Origin of the sequence: Mesorhizobium sp. M0870 (genome assembly GCF_040319775.1) — a bacterium.
Lineage (GTDB): Bacteria > Pseudomonadota > Alphaproteobacteria > Rhizobiales > Rhizobiaceae > Mesorhizobium.
In genome coordinates, this window is the sequence record NZ_JAMYOI010000026.1 from 36,473 (window position 1) to 51,212 (window position 14,740).

The 14,740-nt window shown below is 63.8% G+C and carries 15 protein-coding genes and 1 pseudogene; 9 read left to right on the forward strand and 7 right to left on the reverse strand.

Annotated elements, in window-relative coordinates:
- Nucleotides 1-275 precede the first annotated feature (275 nt).
- From trhO to NKH97_RS25745, 3 genes and pseudogenes are all read left to right on the forward strand, one after another.
- Nucleotides 276-1,196 (forward strand): oxygen-dependent tRNA uridine(34) hydroxylase TrhO, encoded by a 921-nt coding sequence (gene trhO / locus NKH97_RS25735; RefSeq protein ID WP_128303106.1) that lies wholly within the window; start codon nucleotides 276-278, stop codon nucleotides 1,194-1,196.
- A gap of 116 nt (nucleotides 1,197-1,312) precedes the next feature.
- Nucleotides 1,313-2,049: pseudogene (locus NKH97_RS25740) on the forward strand (tellurite resistance TerB family protein).
- Nucleotides 2,050-2,307: 258 nt separating this feature from the next.
- Complete coding sequence (locus NKH97_RS25745) at nucleotides 2,308-3,063, forward strand: SDR family oxidoreductase (RefSeq protein WP_023810046.1); 756 nt, start codon at nucleotides 2,308-2,310, stop codon at nucleotides 3,061-3,063.
- Here NKH97_RS25745 and NKH97_RS25750 read toward each other — a convergent pair whose 3' ends face one another.
- Nucleotides 3,064-3,429 carry a YciI family protein gene (locus NKH97_RS25750; protein WP_352677079.1) on the reverse strand — a complete coding sequence of 122 codons (366 nt, stop codon included), beginning with the start codon at nucleotides 3,427-3,429 and terminating at the stop codon, nucleotides 3,064-3,066. It lies immediately after the preceding gene.
- A gap of 150 nt (nucleotides 3,430-3,579) precedes the next feature.
- Nucleotides 3,580-4,764 carry a pyridoxal phosphate-dependent aminotransferase gene (locus NKH97_RS25755; protein WP_352799058.1) on the reverse strand — a complete coding sequence of 395 codons (1,185 nt, stop codon included), beginning with the start codon at nucleotides 4,762-4,764 and terminating at the stop codon, nucleotides 3,580-3,582.
- Between the two features lie 83 nt (nucleotides 4,765-4,847).
- On the opposite strand from NKH97_RS25755, the gene NKH97_RS25760 reads away from it, so the two are divergent.
- The 4 genes from NKH97_RS25760 to denD are packed head-to-tail and all read left to right on the forward strand — an operon-like array spanning nucleotide 4,848 to nucleotide 7,825.
- Nucleotides 4,848-5,534 (forward strand): GNAT family N-acetyltransferase, encoded by a 687-nt coding sequence (locus tag NKH97_RS25760; protein ID WP_352799059.1) that lies wholly within the window; start codon nucleotides 4,848-4,850, stop codon nucleotides 5,532-5,534.
- Nucleotides 5,535-5,544: 10 nt separating this feature from the next.
- On the forward strand, nucleotides 5,545-6,528 hold the full coding sequence (locus NKH97_RS25765; protein ID WP_352799060.1) for a cation diffusion facilitator family transporter: 984 nt from the start codon (nucleotides 5,545-5,547) through the stop codon (nucleotides 6,526-6,528).
- A 14-nt stretch (nucleotides 6,529-6,542) separates the two neighbouring features.
- The gene (locus NKH97_RS25770) at nucleotides 6,543-6,827 is read left to right on the forward strand and encodes a hypothetical protein (protein WP_502895926.1); all 285 of its coding nucleotides are present in this window, start codon (nucleotides 6,543-6,545) and stop codon (nucleotides 6,825-6,827) included.
- 20 nt (nucleotides 6,828-6,847) lie between these two features.
- Nucleotides 6,848-7,825, forward strand: coding sequence for a D-erythronate dehydrogenase (denD, locus tag NKH97_RS25775; RefSeq protein ID WP_352799061.1), 978 nt, complete (start codon nucleotides 6,848-6,850; stop codon nucleotides 7,823-7,825).
- A gap of 25 nt (nucleotides 7,826-7,850) precedes the next feature.
- Here the strand turns inward: denD and NKH97_RS25780 are convergent, their stop codons facing one another.
- The 4 genes from NKH97_RS25780 to NKH97_RS25795 form a co-directional block, all read right to left on the reverse strand.
- The gene (locus NKH97_RS25780) at nucleotides 7,851-9,029 is read right to left on the reverse strand and encodes a nickel/cobalt transporter (protein ID WP_128303099.1); all 1,179 of its coding nucleotides are present in this window, start codon (nucleotides 9,027-9,029) and stop codon (nucleotides 7,851-7,853) included.
- A complete protein-coding gene (locus NKH97_RS25785) occupies nucleotides 9,026-9,694 on the reverse strand; it encodes a DUF1007 family protein (protein WP_023810039.1) in 669 nt (222 codons plus the stop codon). The genes NKH97_RS25780 and NKH97_RS25785 overlap by 4 nt, the downstream gene beginning before the upstream one ends.
- A gap of 82 nt (nucleotides 9,695-9,776) precedes the next feature.
- Complete coding sequence (locus NKH97_RS25790) at nucleotides 9,777-10,676, reverse strand: LysR family transcriptional regulator (RefSeq protein WP_023810038.1); 900 nt, start codon at nucleotides 10,674-10,676, stop codon at nucleotides 9,777-9,779.
- A 2-nt stretch (nucleotides 10,677-10,678) separates the two neighbouring features.
- Nucleotides 10,679-11,875 carry an amidase gene (locus tag NKH97_RS25795; RefSeq protein ID WP_023810037.1) on the reverse strand — a complete coding sequence of 399 codons (1,197 nt, stop codon included), beginning with the start codon at nucleotides 11,873-11,875 and terminating at the stop codon, nucleotides 10,679-10,681.
- 540 nt (nucleotides 11,876-12,415) lie between these two features.
- On the opposite strand from NKH97_RS25795, the gene odc2 reads away from it, so the two are divergent.
- On the forward strand, nucleotides 12,416-13,549 hold the full coding sequence (gene odc2, locus NKH97_RS25800; protein ID WP_352799062.1) for an ornithine/lysine decarboxylase: 1,134 nt from the start codon (nucleotides 12,416-12,418) through the stop codon (nucleotides 13,547-13,549).
- Between the two features lie 170 nt (nucleotides 13,550-13,719).
- Complete coding sequence (locus NKH97_RS25805) at nucleotides 13,720-14,289, forward strand: GNAT family N-acetyltransferase (RefSeq protein ID WP_352799066.1); 570 nt, start codon at nucleotides 13,720-13,722, stop codon at nucleotides 14,287-14,289.
- A gap of 96 nt (nucleotides 14,290-14,385) precedes the next feature.
- On the opposite strand, the gene NKH97_RS25810 is transcribed toward NKH97_RS25805, so the two are convergent.
- Nucleotides 14,386-14,670, reverse strand: coding sequence for an SCP2 sterol-binding domain-containing protein (locus NKH97_RS25810; protein WP_013529756.1), 285 nt, complete (start codon nucleotides 14,668-14,670; stop codon nucleotides 14,386-14,388).
- Between the last annotated feature and the right edge of the window lie 70 nt (nucleotides 14,671-14,740).

A 14,740-nucleotide genomic window follows, 5' to 3' on the forward strand; every position in this document is an offset into this window, starting at 1 on the left:
TTAGCAGAAGGCCGTTTTCCTGTCCACGAAACCGGCCGTGTCGCGATGTCACGCGTCGCCCATGCTCGCCAGGCTTAGCTCACAAAGGCGGCTGCCAGCTCGGCGGTGTCGGCAGTTTTGTGCCGACAGTTTTCCAGGATAGGAATTTTTTCTTGACTCCCTGATCTCAGCTATGGTACAAATTCGCCTATGGTGCAGATTTGCGCCAGTGACCTCCGAACAGGATGCTTGCTCTGCCTTGAATCGGCTTTCGTGAGCGTTTAGTGGCTTCGGCAATGACATCACTTCCACCCTTCCGCGTCGCAGCGCTCTACCGGTTTGCCCGGCTCGACGCTTTCGAAGAACTGCGCGCGCCGCTCGCCGCCTTCTGCTGCGGGCGCGGCATCAAGGGCACGCTGCTTCTGGCGCATGAAGGCATCAACGGCACCGTCGCCGGCAGCGAGACGGCAATTGCCGAACTGATCCTGTACCTTGAAGCCATCGAAGGGCTGGCTGGCCTCGAGGTCAAGTACAGCGCAGCCGCGGACATGCCGTTCCACCGCATGAAGGTGCGGCTGAAGCGCGAGATCGTTACCATGGGTGTCGACGACATCGATCCTTCGAAAAGTGCCGGCACCTATGTCGCGCCGGCCGACTGGAACGCGCTGATTTCGCAGCCCAGCACTGTCATCATCGACACGCGCAACGCCTACGAGGTGTCGATCGGCACATTCAGGGGTGCGATCGACCCGGCCACCGCAAGCTTTCGCGAGTTCCCGGCCTGGGTGGAGGCGCACCGGGGGGAGTTCGAAGGCCGCAAGGTGGCGATGTTCTGCACCGGCGGCATACGCTGCGAAAAGGCAACCGCCTATGTCAAATCGCTCGGCTTCGAGGATGTCTTTCATCTCAAGGGCGGCATCCTCAAATACCTTGAAGAGGTTCCGGCTGAACAGAGCCTCTGGCAAGGCGAGTGCTTCGTCTTCGACGAGCGGGTTTCGGTGTCGCACGGCCTCGCCGAGGGCGAAGCGGAACTGTGCCGGGCCTGCCGCCGCCCGCTGACGCCGGGCGACCTGACGTCGCCCAAATTCGCCGCCGGTATTTCCTGCCCCCATTGCTTCGATGCGCGTTCGGACGAGGACCGCCAGCGTTATGCCGAGCGCCAGCGCCAGGTCGAGCTTGCGCAGGCGCGGGGCAGAGAGCCGCATATCGGCTCCTGATCCAGGCATCGAGCTGCTGCAAAGCGGCCGCCGTCATTGCAATGTCAAGTTTCGGGACTTACGTCTTCGACGTTCGAAACCTGCCCGTTCGGCCGGGCAAATCCTGGAGGCACTGAATGTTCGATCCCAAGAAGCTTCTCGACGATCTGCTCGGCTCGCAAATCCCCGGCACCAGCGGCACCGTTCGCGACAAGGCGGGGCAGGCCGTGCAGATGGCCAAGGACAATCCGCTGGCCGCCGGCGCACTGGCCGCCGTGCTACTTGGAACTGGTGCCGGTCGTAACGTAACGGGCGCCGCGGTGAAGCTTGGCGGACTGGCTGCCATCGGCGGTCTCGCCTACAAGGCCTACCAGAACTACAAGGCCGGCAACGCACCCGCCGAAGCACCGGCGGCCGGCGAACCGGAATTGCTGCCGCCGCCCAAGGACACCGCCTTCCACCCGTCGCAGGCGCCGCAAGGCGAGGACGAATTCACGCTGACCCTGATACGGGCGATGATCTCGGCGGCGAAGGCCGATGGCCATATCGACGATGAAGAGCGCCAGAAGATCGCCGGCAAGCTCAGCCTGGCCGGCATAGACTCCGATGCCGAAAAGTTCCTGATGGCGGAGCTGGCAAGCCCGCTCGACCTCGACACGCTGGTGGCGGCGCCAAGACCGACGCGCAGAAGCTCGAACTCTACACGGCATCGCGCCTGACCATCGATCCCGACACCCGCGCCGAGCGTGGCTATCTCGACCTGCTTGCAGGCCGGCTCGGCCTGCCGGACGCGCTGGTCGACCATGTCGAGGCAACGGTTTCGGCGGCCAAGGTGCCGGCCAAGGCAGGGACATCACCCAATCCGCGCTGGTAGGCCAAAACGGCACAGGAGGCACTTTCCGGGTTAACCTCTCGTTAACCCAGCAAGCGCATCATTCAACACAGTCGGATCGGCTTTTCCTCCTCCCAAGCCCGGTTCAGATCAGGGGCGGTCGCCAATGGCCGCCCTTTTTGTCGGCCCGATCGGATGGACACGCTTGCCATCGCCGCCGTCATTTGCGATGCCTTCCTTTTTCGAGCCAAAACCCGAAAATCAGTCGAGCAAGCGCAGCTCTGCCGGAGGACAACAGCCATGACCGAGCAAAGAACCGCCATCGTCACCGGGGCCGGCACGGGCATCGGCAAGAGCGTCGCCACGGCGCTGCTCAAGAACGGCTGGAACACGGTATTTTGCGGGCGCCGCAAGTCGGTGCTGGACGCTGCGGTCGCCGAGGCCGGCCGCACCGACGCCAAGGCCTTGGCGGTAGCCTGCGATATCAGCAAGGCAGGCGAGGTCGACGATCTGTTCGAGACCGTGGCGGCGGCCTTCGGCCGTGTCGACCTGCTCTTCAACAATGCCGGCATGGGCTACAAATCGGCGCCGATCGACGAGATACCGGTCGAAGTGTGGAACGATATCGTCGGCGTCAATCTCACCGGTTCGTTCCTGTGTGCCCGTGCCGCCTTTGGCGCCATGCGCAAGCAGAAGCCGATGGGTGGCCGCATCATCAACAACGGTTCGGTGTCGGCCTATGCGCCGCGCCCGGGCTCGGTGCCCTACACGGCGACCAAGCATGCCATCACCGGGCTGACCAAGACGCTGGCGCTCGACGGCCGGCCCTATGACATCGCCTGCGGCCAGATCGATATCGGCAATGCGCTGACCGATATGGCGCAGCCGATGACGGTCGGCGTGCCGCAGGCCAACGGCTCGATATCAGCCGAAGCGGTGATGGATGTTCAGCGCGTCGCCGACGCCGTCGTCCACATGGCCAGCCTGCCGCTCGAGGCCAACGTGCTGTTCATGACCGTCATGGCGACCAAGATGCCGTTTGTCGGGCGTGGGTAGTTATTCTCCCGGTAGCTCTGCGCCGGGCAGATAGAGCGCGATAGGACGGATCTCGTAGACGGCGGTCGTATTGACGCGACGAAAGTCGCGCGCGATAGCGATGGCATCGTCCCGCGTCGGGCAGTCGACGACATAGAGGCCGAGAAGCTGTTCCTTGGTTTCGGCGAAGGGGCCGTCGACGATCATGCCGTCGCGCAAGGTGCAGGCCGATTGTGTCGCGTCAAGCCGCGCCGACGGGCCAAGGCTGCCGTCGGCATAGAGCCCTTCATGGATCTTGAGCAAGTCAGCCATCAGCGCCGTATCTTCCTGCGGCGTCAGCGCTTTGATTGCGTCTTCCACATGATAGGCAAGGATTGCATAGAACATCCGATGTCACCCCACTTCGATCCTGATCCGAGGACCGTAGCCGTTCTCGACATGCACGCCCAGTCTTGGCCGCGCGCCTCCGGACGGCTCATGACACCGTGATGCCACAGCCGCAAATTGTCCGGAAGAGGACAGCGGCCGCTTTCAAGCTTACTTCGCCAGGAAGGCCCCGATCCGTTCCAGCGCCCGCAAGATGTTCTCCTCGGAATTGGCATAGGAGAGCCTGATATAGCCTTCGCCGAGAATGCCGAAATCGGGACCGCCGATCAGCGCCACGCCGGCCTCGTCGAGCAGCGCCGAGGCGAGCTTCTTGGCCTTCCAGCCGGTCTTCGAGACGTTGGGGAAAGCGTAGAACGCGCCCTTGGGCGTGATGCAGGAAATGTCAGGCAGGGCGTTCAGTCCCTCGACGACGATCTTCCGGCGGCGGTCGAAGGCGCGCATCATATTGGCGACATCGTCCTGCGGGCCGTCGATTGCCGCGATGCCGGCGAATTGGCTCGGCGCGTTGACGCAGGACCAGCAGTTGACAGCCAGCTTGCGCACCTTGTCGTAGAGATGGGCGCCCTTGTCGCCATTCGGCCAGATCGACCAACCCATGCGCCAGCCGGTCATCGCCCAGGTTTTCGACCAGCCATTGAGCACGATCAGCCGGTCGCGGATCTCGGGAAAGCCGAGCAGCGAGCAATGCGTCTCGCCATCATAGGTCATGACGTCGTAGATCTCGTCGGAGAGGATGGCGACGTGCGGATGCGCCTCCAACCCCTTGACCAGTTTCTCGATCTCGGCACGCGGCGTGACGCCGCCGGTCGGATTGGCCGGCGAGTTGAGGATCAGCAGCCTGGTCTTCGAGGTGATCAGCGCCAGCGTCTCCTCGGCCGAGAAGGCAAAGCCGTTCTCCTCGCGCATCGGCACCGGAATAGGCGCCGCACCCGTGAATTCGATCATCGAGCGATAGATGGGGAAGCCTGGATCGGGATAGAGGATTTCGGCGCCAGGTTCGCCGAACATCAGGATCGCCGCGAACATGGTCGGCTTGCCGCCGGGCAGGATCATCACCGTTTCGGGCGATACTTCGACACCGGTGGTGGTCAGCGTGCGCCGCACCACCGCCTCGCGCGTCGCCAGCAAGCCATTGGCCGGCGTGTAGCCGTGATGGCCGTCGCGCAGCGCCTTGATCGCCGCCTCGACGATGTGCTGCGGCGTCTTGAAGTCGGGCTGGCCGATGCCGAGATTGACGATGTCGCGGCCTTGTTGGGCAAGTGCTGTGGCCCTCGCGAGCACGGCAAAGGCGTTTTCCTCGCCAAGGCGGTCGAAGGCCGAAATCGTGTGGAGCATTTTTCCCGTCCGTGTGGTTCTTGCTGTTGGGTCGCGTTTTTGTGAGCTTCGGCTGGCAAAAGTCAAACGGATTGGAGCTTTCGGTGTCGGAAAATCTCAGGGATTGGCAACCGCGCCCGCGGCCCGAACGCAAGACCATCGACGGAAGCACTGTCCGGCTTGAGCCGCTGAGTGCTGCAAAACACGGCGACGGCCTCTATGAAGCATCCTCCGTGTCCGACATCGACGGCCGCTTCGCCTGGTTGCCCGATTATCCGCCGGAGACCCGCGCCGCCTTCCAGCCATGGCTGGACAAGGTCGAGGCCAGCGAGGATCCGCTGTTCTTCACCGTCATCGACAAAGCCAGCGGCAAGGTCGCCGGACGCCAGACGCTGATGCGCATCGATCCGGCTTACGGCGTCATCGAGATCGGCAACATCTATTGGGGACCGCTCATCTCGCGCAAGCCGGGAGCAACCGAAGCGCAGTTCCTGTTCATGAAATACATCTTCGACGAACTCGGCTACCGCCGCTACGAATGGAAGTGCAACAACCGCAACGAGCCGTCGAAGCGGGCGGCCGAACGGTTCGGCTTCAAGTTCGAGGGCATTTTCCGCCAGCATCTGATCGTCAAGGGTGAAAACCGCGATACCGCGTGGTATTCGATCATCGACAAGGAGTGGCCGGCCTTGAGCAAAGCCTATGAGGCGTGGCTCGATCCGGCCAATTTCGATGGCGACGGCCAGCAGAAGCGACGGCTCGAGGATTGTCGCGCGGAATTCGGCGCTTAGGAGTTCGCCATTGGCACATACAAACGATCACAGCGGGCATGATCACACTGGGCATGATCACAGCCCCGGTCATGTGCATGGCTCGACCGACAAGAAACGCGTTCTGATCGCAGCCTGCCTGACCGGCGGCTTCATGGTCGCCGAAGCGCTTGGCGGCATCCTCACCGGATCGCTGGCGCTGCTGGCCGATGCCGGCCACATGCTCGCCGACTCGATCGCGCTCGGCCTTGCCTGGTATGCCTTCCATCTGGCTGGCCGCCCGGCGACCGTTCGTCTCACCTATGGCTTCGGGCGGGTCAAAACGCTGGTGGCCTATACCAACGGCATCGCCATCTTCGTCATCGCCCTGTGGATCGTCTACGAAGCCTGGGAGCGCCTGCAGGCGCCGGCACCGGTGCTTGGCGGGCCAATGCTGGCGGTGGCGATCCTCGGCCTGCTGGTCAACATCGGCTCGTTCTTCGTGCTGCATGGCGGCGACCGCGAGAGCCTGAACATGCGCGGCGCCATCCTGCATGTGCTTGGCGACCTGCTCGGCTCGGCTGCGGCCATCGCGGCGGCGCTGGTCATCCTGGCGACGGGCTGGACGCCGATCGACCCGATCCTGTCGGTCCTGGTCTCGCTGCTGATCCTGTACACGGCGTGGTCGCTGATGCGAGAAGCCGCTCATGTCCTGCTCGAGGGCGTGCCGCCAAGCCTCGACCGCGATCTGATCGCCAGGGATATCGAGGCGACGATCCAGGGCGTGCGCGAAGTGCACCACATGCATGTCTGGTCGCTCGACGGGACCAGCAACATGGCGACGCTGCATGCCTGTCTCGACGAGGGCGTCGATGCGCATCAGGCGGTGAGTGCCGTCAAGAAGCGGCTTGCCAGCGAGCACGGCATCAGCCATGCCACCGTGGAACCGGAATTCGGCCAGTGCGCCGACGACGGCGACGAGCACGAGCATGGGCACGAGCATGAAGCGGCAGCCTATCACGACCACCATCACTAGGACCGGATCGATCGATGTCGATCGTCCTGCCTCGGGAGTTGCAAAACCTTGAAAACCAGCTTGACGAACGCCCGCTGCCCTGGTGCGGCATGATGGACCGCGACACCAGGAATGCTCTTATCGCCGCAGTGTGGATCATGCTTCTGTTCGGTATCGGCGCCTACTATCTGCCGACCGTAATGCTGGCACTCGGCAGCCTTTCGACCGTGCTGGCCGGCGCCTTCGGCGTCGTCTTCGTGCTGGCGTTCTTCTCGGTGTTCTGGCTGCGCGCCCGCAACCAGCGCAAAAAACCAAGGTAAATAGGCAAGGGATTTTCGATATGCGCATTCTGATCACTGGCGCCGCGGGCATGGTCGGCCGCAAGCTCATCGCCCGGCTGGCCAAGGACGGGACGCTGCGCGGCGGCAAGATCACCGCGCTCGATTTACACGATATCGTGCCGCCGCAGGCCCCGAGCCTGGATGGCGTCAGCGTCACGCTGCACACCGGCGATCTCGCCGAAGCGGGTGCCGCTGAGCGCCTGGTCGCATCGCGTCCCGATGTCGTCTTTCATCTCGCGGGCATCGTATCGGGCGAGGCGGAAGCCAATTTCGATCTCGGCTACCGCGTCAATCTCGATGGCACGCGCGCCCTGTTCGATGCCATCCGGCTGGCGGGCTTTGCGCCGCGCGTCGTCTTCACCTCGTCGATCGCGGTGTTCGGCGCGCCGTTCCCGGATGTCATTCCCGATGACTTCCATCCGACGCCGCTGACCTCCTACGGCACCCAGAAGCAGATGAGCGAAGCGCTGCTGGCCGACTATTCCAGGCGCGGTTTCTTCGACGGCATCGGCATCAGGCTGCCGACCATCTGCGTGCGGCCGGGCAAGCCGAACAAGGCGGCGTCCGGCTTCTTCTCAGGCATCATCCGCGAGCCGTTGAGCGGCCAGGAGGCGATCCTGCCGGTGCCGCGCTCGGTCGTGCACACGCATGCCAGCCCGCGCTCGGCGGTCAACTTCCTGATCCATGCGGCAGGGATCGACAGCAGCGCCGTCGGGCCACGCCGCAACCTGACGATGCCTGGCGTCGCCGTCACCGTCGGCGAGCAGATCGAGGCGCTGGAACGCATCGCCGGGCCGAAGGCGGTAAGCCTGATCCGCGAGGAGCCGGATGACACGATCTGGGCGATCGTCAAGGGCTGGCCAACACGGTTCGAGGCGCGGCGGTCAAGGGAACTGGGCTTCAGCGCCGAAAGGAGCTTTGACGAGATCATCCGCGCTCATATCGAAGATGAACTCGGCGGCAAGATCGCGGGTTAAACTCCGAGCCTCGCTGCGTCGGGCATCATCCGCCTGCCGCCAGGCTTGCCGACAGCAGCAGCAGTCCGAACAGGAACACGAAGGCGGCGCCGCCGATCTCAACGATCGAGTGGATGCGGTTGCCCATGCGGCCGTCGCCGGCGAAATAGACCGCCCAGTTCTTGGCGGTCACCGCCAGTGTCGCCAGTGCCGATACGGTGATCGCCGTTCCCAGCGACATCGCCAGCACCGACAGCAAACCGCCGAGCCAGAGCCCGTTGAGCAGGGCGAAGCTGAGCACGATCAGCGCGCCGGAGCAGGGGCGGATGCCGACCGCCGCCACCGCCGTCCACGCCGTGCGCCAGTCGAAGCGATCGCCCGACAGCAGCGCCGGATCGGGTGCGTGCGAATGGCCGCAGGTGTCGCAGACTTCGCCCGCCGCGTGATCGTGGTGTTCATGATCGTGTTCGGCATGATCGTGATGATCGTGCGAAGGGCCGTGCACATGGTCATGCGCGTGTAGCGCGTGCGCATGAGCATGCGCCGAATGGCTGTGAGCTGCATGGGAGTGACCGGCATGCGAATGACCCCCATGAGAATGACCGGCGTGAGAATGGCCGGCGTGAGCCGCCGACAGGCTGTAGGCCGGTCCTCTGCCAAACAGGCGCAGGATGGAAGGGCCGAGCTTGCGCCACAGGAGCCAGGCGCCGAACAGGGTGACGAAGACAAAGCTCATGATCTCCATGAACCAGGCTGCGTCCGTCATCGAGACGGAGGTGCCGCGCAGGACGAAGTAGGCGACTCCCATCACCGCGACCGCGGTCAGGCCCTGCAGCAGCGCCGAGACGAAGGACAAGAGGATGCCGCGCCGCAACGCCACCTCATTGGCCACCATGTAGGACGAGATCACCGCCTTGCCGTGGCCGGGGCCGGCGGCATGGAAAATACCGTAGGCGAAGGACAGGCCGACGAGTACCCAGATCTTGCTGCCGTCCTGGCGCATCGCCTTCATCGCCGTCGCCAGCGCGCGGTAGAATTCTTGCTGCCTGAGATTGATCCACATCAGGATGTGGGCGAACGGGCCGGTGGTGGGCGCCATGCCGTCATTGACGCCGATGCCGAGCGAACTCTGGGCATGAGCGGCGTCGGCGAAATGCATCATGGCGACAGTGAGGGCCAACAGGCCGAACGCCAAACGCAGGGACGGTTTCGTCACCGGCTTCATCCTTCTGGCTGACAGGTCAGTTCGAGCTTGGTGGCGAAGATCTTGCTCATATCGGTGCCGGTCGGGTCATTGAAAAAGGCATCGGTGAGGGTCTTCTGGTTTTCCTTGATGGCCTCGTCCGGGTCTGGACGGACCACCTTGCTGGTGCAGTTCGAGGGCAGGCCTTCAACCGTGATGTTGGAGTCCTCGGTGAAGTCGATCGCCGTGTAGAATGTCGGATCGTAGACGCCGATATCGATCTTGCCGTGGAGCTTGATCGGCACCTTAGGTTCGGACTCGAAAAGGATGATCAGCTGATCGTTGTCGAAATTGGCCATCAGATGCGGCGGCGGCGTCATCGCCACATCCTTGCCGTCGACGGTGACGAGCTGGAAGTAATTGAACTCGGCCAGCGAGGCATGAACGGTGTCGGCGACTTCCTTCAGCTCCTTGTCGTCGAGCTTCAGGTCGGAGTTCTTGTCGAACTCCATCATCACGGTCGAGGAAAACAGATCGTCGAAGCGCCAGAGATGACGCAGAGCCTTCACGCTTTGGTGATCCGGGGAGAGAATCACATCGAGGCGGGCCTCGGCGAAGACATGCGGATGCACGTAAGCGGGTCCAGTGGCGGCAAAAGTAGCCGCCAAGGCCGAAGCCAGCATGATTGCGTGCCGTTTCAGATTCATTCTCGGTCCATAGGCCTCGGAAGAGTTGCCGAGAGTTACCAGAAAGGGGGCGAAATTGGGACCACGAGACTATTGACGCCGGTCAGCCAGCCTCGCGCGTCCTGAACCACTGCACCAAAAAGTCGACGAAGACGCGGACTTTCGCCGGCAGATAGCGACGGTGCGGGTAGACGGCGAAGATGCCGCCGCCCGACAGGATACGGTCATCCATCACCGCCACCAGCCGGCCGCTCGCGAGGTCGGGCGCGGCGATGAAATCCGGCAGGACGGTAAATCCGAGACCCGCCACGGCCGCGGCTCTCGCCGTCATCGGGCTGTTGACCTCGACCGGACCGGACACCGAAACGCTCACCGGATCGCCATTGTCGCCCTTGAACGGCCAGTTGTTCAGTCCGCGGCCATTGGTGTCGACGATGCAAGGCATGCGGCTGAGATCCTGCGGCCTTGTCGGCATGCCATGCTTGGCGATCAGTTCGGGGGAGGCGCAGAGCTTTATCGAAAACGGCGCCAGCCGCCTGGCGATCAGCGACGAGTTCTCCAGCCGCGAGATGCGCACCGCAAGATCGAAGCCCTCCTCGACCAGATCGACGAAGCGGTCGTCGAGCTGGATGTCGAGGACGATGTCGGGATGCTGCTTGGCGAAGTCGATCAGGGACTGGCCGATCGGCGCATCGGCGAAGGTGCGCGGCGCCGACAGCTTGATCCGGCCGCGCACGTCACCGGAGGATTCACGCACCGCGTCGGCCAGGCTGTCGACCTCGCGCACGATCTCCGAGGCGCGCCGGTAATAGGTGTGGCCGGCCTCTGTCATCGAGAACTGGCGCGTGGTGCGGTTGAGCAGCAAAGCGCCGAGTTCGTCCTCCAACTCGCGCACATATTTCGACAGCAAGGCCTTGGAACGGCCGATCTTGCGCGCCGCCGCCGAAAAGCCCTCGGCCTCGACCACGTCGATGAAGGCACGCATGCGCGTCAGTGTGTCCATGGTCAGGCCTTTCGTGCCGCGTCGAGAAGTTTCCGGCCGAGCCGTATCAGGGCAATGTCGCTGCCGGAAGGGCCAAGCAGCGACAGGCCGAACGGGGCGCCGGCGACCGAGCCGACGGGCAGTGTGATCTGTGGAAAACCGGACAGGCCGGCCAGGCACAGAAGTTGGAGCGCCCGTTCGCGATAGGCCTGGAACTGCTCCGGCGTGCTGTCCACGTAAGGTGCCGGACCAGGCACCGTCGGCAGGACAAGGAAGCCGTTCTTGCCGAGCAGGGCGCTCAGTTCGCCGCGAAAGGTCAGACGTCGCACCTTCTCGGCCTGGGCTGTCTTGTCGTCGACGGCGCGGCCAAAGCCGAAACGCTCCTCGACGCCGGGGCCAAGGCCGCGCTCGCCGCTGGTGATCCATTCGCCATGCACCGCCCAGGCCTCCCTGGCCTGCAGCCGGCGAAAGCACCAGTAGAGTTCATCGGGAGATGAGGAGAAGCGCACTCCCGGCGTCATCGGCGCGCCGAAGACCTTGCCCGCCAGCCCCTTCATTTCACCATATTCGGCAAGCGCCGGGCGGGCGACCAATCCATCCAGCCAATCCAGTGCCAGCGGCCGGTCCAACACATGCTGGTGCGGATCGCGGCCGAGCAGCAGCTTGCCGACGGTTTCGTAGGTCTCGATGTCGTCGGCGAACCAGCCGAACGTGTCGAGGCTCGGCGCCAGCTTCATGGTGCCGTCGAGCGGAATGCGGCCATGCGTGGTGCGCAGCCCGATCAGTCCGCAAAAGCTCGCCGGGGCGCGGATCGAGCCGCCGGTGTCGGAGCCGGTGGCGATATCGGCCAGCCTGCCCGCCACCGCCGCCGCCGATCCCGATGAGGAGCCGCCTGTGACGCGGTCGGGTGCCGCCGGGTTCACCGGAAACGAGAAATGCGCATTCTGGCCGAACAGCGCGAAGGCAAGCTCGTCGGTCTGCGTCTTGCCGACGAAGCGTGCGCCGGCATCGAGGATCATCTGCACGGCGGGTGCGGTGCGCGAGGCTGCGTGGCTTTCGGCGAATTTTTGCAAATTGCCGCAACCGGTGCGGTAGCCGGCGACGTCGTAGATGTCCTTGACGGCCAGCCGCAGGCCGGCCAGCGGGCCTAGCTGGGCATGTGCCACTGGCATCTGGCGAAGATCGAGAAAGGCGTTGAGAGGGCCGTGCGTGCCTGTCATCGTTCGATATCCGGATACGGTTGCCGCAACATTGTTCGACGCCAGAAATTTTACAACCTGCGATACGATTTTTATTGATTGTGAAAGTCTTCGCCCTTATATCGCGCTTGCCCAAAGTCGCACGTGCCTGTGGGTGTCCGCCGATCCTCGAATGGTGAGGGAAATCGGTAAGGTAACTGGAGCTAACCCCTCCAGTCGGTCTAGCGGCCAACCGCCAGCCCGAGGACACCTTGAAGCAACGACGGTGCGGGCCTTTCTGGTGTTCTGCCGGTTGTCCAAAAACCGGGGTTACTGAAGAGGCACACCTTCATTGCCGGCAGTGCGGACGGGTCTCCCATCCAAGCCAAGGCAGACAAAGCGAACCGAGGCCGGGCAAGGCCAAGGTTCACCGCCGCGAGACGGCGCTTCATGGTTCCGGGGTCTCCACCGGCTGGTTCCATGAATTTCCGTCCCGCCTTTGTCCACCGCGAGTTCGCGAGGCCGACAGCCCGCGTCCCGCAGCCTTATTGCGCGCCGAAAGGCGCTGATGGAGAGACCCCGATGGCCACCCAGCGCATTCTTGACTTTCTCGCCACCCGACGTCCGACCGGCCCCTGCCTCGTCGTCGACCTCGATGTCGTGCGCGACAATTTCCGCGCCTTCGAGAAGGTGCTGCCTGATTCCAAGATCTACTATGCTGTGAAAGCAAACCCGGCGCCGGAAATCCTGCGCCTGCTTGCTGCGATGGGCTCGTCCTTCGACACCGCTTCCGTTGCCGAAGTCGAGATGGCGATGGACGCTGGTGCGCCGGCGGACCGCATCTCCTTCGGCAACACCATCAAGAAGGAGCGTGACATCGCACGCGCCTACCAGCTCGGCATCCGCCTGTTCGCGGTCGACTGCGTCGAAGAGGTCGAGAAGATCGCCCGCGTCGCTCCAGGCGCGCGCGTGTTCTGCCGCGTGCTGACCGATGGCGAGGGCGCCGAATGGCCGCTGTCGCGCAAGTTCGGCTGCGTGCCGGCGATGGCCGTCGACGTGCTGCGCCATGCCAAGGGGCTCGGCCTCGACGCCTATGGCGTATCGTTCCATGTCGGCTCGCAGCAGACCGACCTGACCGCCTGGGACCGTGCGCTGGCCGACGCCAAGGTGGTGTTCGCGACGCTCGCCGAAGAAGGCATCGTCTTGAAGATGGTCAATATGGGTGGTGGTTTCCCGACGCGCTATCTGCGTGACGTGCCGGCCGCCCAGGCCTATGGCCAGGCGATCTTCTCGGCGCTGCGCAAGCATTTCGGCAACGCGCTTCCCGAGACCATCATCGAGCCGGGCCGTGGCATGGTCGGCAATGCCGGCGTCATCAAGTCGGAAGTCGTGCTGATCTCGAAGAAAGCGGCCAACGACAATGTGCGCTGGGTGTTCCTCGACATCGGCAAGTTCGGCGGCCTGGCCGAGACGATGGACGAGGCGATCCGCTACCCGATCGTCACCGCGCATGACGGCACGGAGACAGCACCTTGCGTGCTCGCCGGCCCGACCTGCGATTCGGCCGACGTGATGTACGAGAAGACGCCCTATCCGCTGCCTTTGTCGCTGACGATCGGCGACGAGGTGCTGATCGAAGGCACCGGCGCCTACACGACCACCTACTCGGCGGTCGCCTTCAACGGCTTCGAGCCTCTCCGATCCTACGTGATCTGACGGCGCTTCCTCAGCGCATTTTCGGACGGCGAACCGGACACAACTTCGCCTGAAAATGCGCTGAGAGAGCCGATCAGATCATCCCAGGTGGGCGCCTGTCGTCCACCCGGGCTCGCCTGTGGAACAGATCTCCGCTCGCCAGGATTGCGGAAATGGAAATGTCATTTGAAATGGAAATGCCAGTTGAAATTGGGGGCCACGCACCGGCCTTTGGGATGGTCGCCGAAACCGCCGCCGATGTTGCGGCGCGCGAGGCGTTGCTCGATCGGGCCATGGGGCCGAAGCGCAGGAAAAAGTCGTCGGAGAAGTTGCGGCGTGGCCGGCGGCCCTCGGAAGGGCTGGCCTTCGTCGCCCGCGATGCTTCGGGCGGCGTGGCCGGCACCGTGCGGCTGTGGGATGTCAGGCTGGGCGAGGGCGGTGCGGCCGCGCTGCTGCTTGGCCCGCTTGCCGTCGACCCGTCGCTCAAGAATGCCGGCATCGGCTCGGCGCTGATGCGCCATGCCATCGCCGAAGCGGCGCGTCTCGGCCATGCCGCTATCCTTTTGGTCGGCGATGCGCCCTATTACGCGCGCTTCGGCTTCTCGGCCGAGAAGACCGGTTCACTTGCCATGCCAGGACCCTATGAGCGGCACCGCCTGCTGGCGCTGGAACTGGGGGAAGGCGCGCTTGACGGCGTGCACGGCACGCTGAAGGCGGCCGGTCGCAAGCTGAAGGCGCAGGAATTGATATCGGCGGCCTGACACGAAGCCGCCAGCATTTCATGCAAAAACGCCGCCCGAAAAAGGCGGCGTTTTTTCGCAATTGGTGGGTGCCGCCGCCTGGGCGGCTGGATGCCTTCAGCCGATCAGCTGGCTGAGCGCCATAGCGACGGTCATGTCGCCTTCGACCTTTATCTTGCCGGTCATGAACGCCATTGTCGGGTTCAGGTCGCCAGCGATCAGCGAATCCAGATCGTCGAGCGAGAGCTTGATGGTGCAGTCGGTGGGTGCATCGGTGTTCGAAACAGTCGCGCCGTCGATGACGATGACGCCGTCGCTGCCGGTGTCGAATTTCACGGAACGATCGAACCCGCTACTGGCCACCCGCGACTTGATCTTCTCGGCAATCTCCTGAACGCTCACGCTGTTCTCCTTGTCTGGTTGCATCTGTCTCGCAACGGCGCTTCGATCCAGCCGAAGCCCATGCCGCGGT

Excerpts from the sequence above, each read along its gene's own strand:
- trhO (WP_128303106.1), top strand. The coding sequence starts at position 276 with ATGACATCACTTCCACCCTTCCGCGTCGCAGCGCTCTACCGGTTTGCC.
- NKH97_RS25745 (WP_023810046.1), top strand. The coding sequence starts at position 2,308 with ATGACCGAGCAAAGAACCGCCATCGTCACCGGGGCCGGCACGGGCATC.
- NKH97_RS25750 (WP_352677079.1), bottom strand. The coding sequence starts at position 3,429 with ATGTTCTATGCAATCCTTGCCTATCATGTGGAAGACGCAATCAAAGCG.
- NKH97_RS25755 (WP_352799058.1), bottom strand. The coding sequence starts at position 4,764 with ATGCTCCACACGATTTCGGCCTTCGACCGCCTTGGCGAGGAAAACGCC.
- NKH97_RS25770 (WP_502895926.1), top strand. The coding sequence starts at position 6,543 with ATGTCGATCGTCCTGCCTCGGGAGTTGCAAAACCTTGAAAACCAGCTT.
- denD (WP_352799061.1), top strand. The coding sequence starts at position 6,848 with ATGCGCATTCTGATCACTGGCGCCGCGGGCATGGTCGGCCGCAAGCTC.
- NKH97_RS25780 (WP_128303099.1), bottom strand. The coding sequence starts at position 9,029 with ATGAAGCCGGTGACGAAACCGTCCCTGCGTTTGGCGTTCGGCCTGTTG.
- NKH97_RS25785 (WP_023810039.1), bottom strand. The coding sequence starts at position 9,694 with ATGAATCTGAAACGGCACGCAATCATGCTGGCTTCGGCCTTGGCGGCT.
- NKH97_RS25790 (WP_023810038.1), bottom strand. The coding sequence starts at position 10,676 with ATGGACACACTGACGCGCATGCGTGCCTTCATCGACGTGGTCGAGGCC.
- NKH97_RS25795 (WP_023810037.1), bottom strand. The coding sequence starts at position 11,875 with ATGACAGGCACGCACGGCCCTCTCAACGCCTTTCTCGATCTTCGCCAG.
- odc2 (WP_352799062.1), top strand. The coding sequence starts at position 12,416 with ATGGCCACCCAGCGCATTCTTGACTTTCTCGCCACCCGACGTCCGACC.
- NKH97_RS25805 (WP_352799066.1), top strand. The coding sequence starts at position 13,720 with ATGGAAATGCCAGTTGAAATTGGGGGCCACGCACCGGCCTTTGGGATG.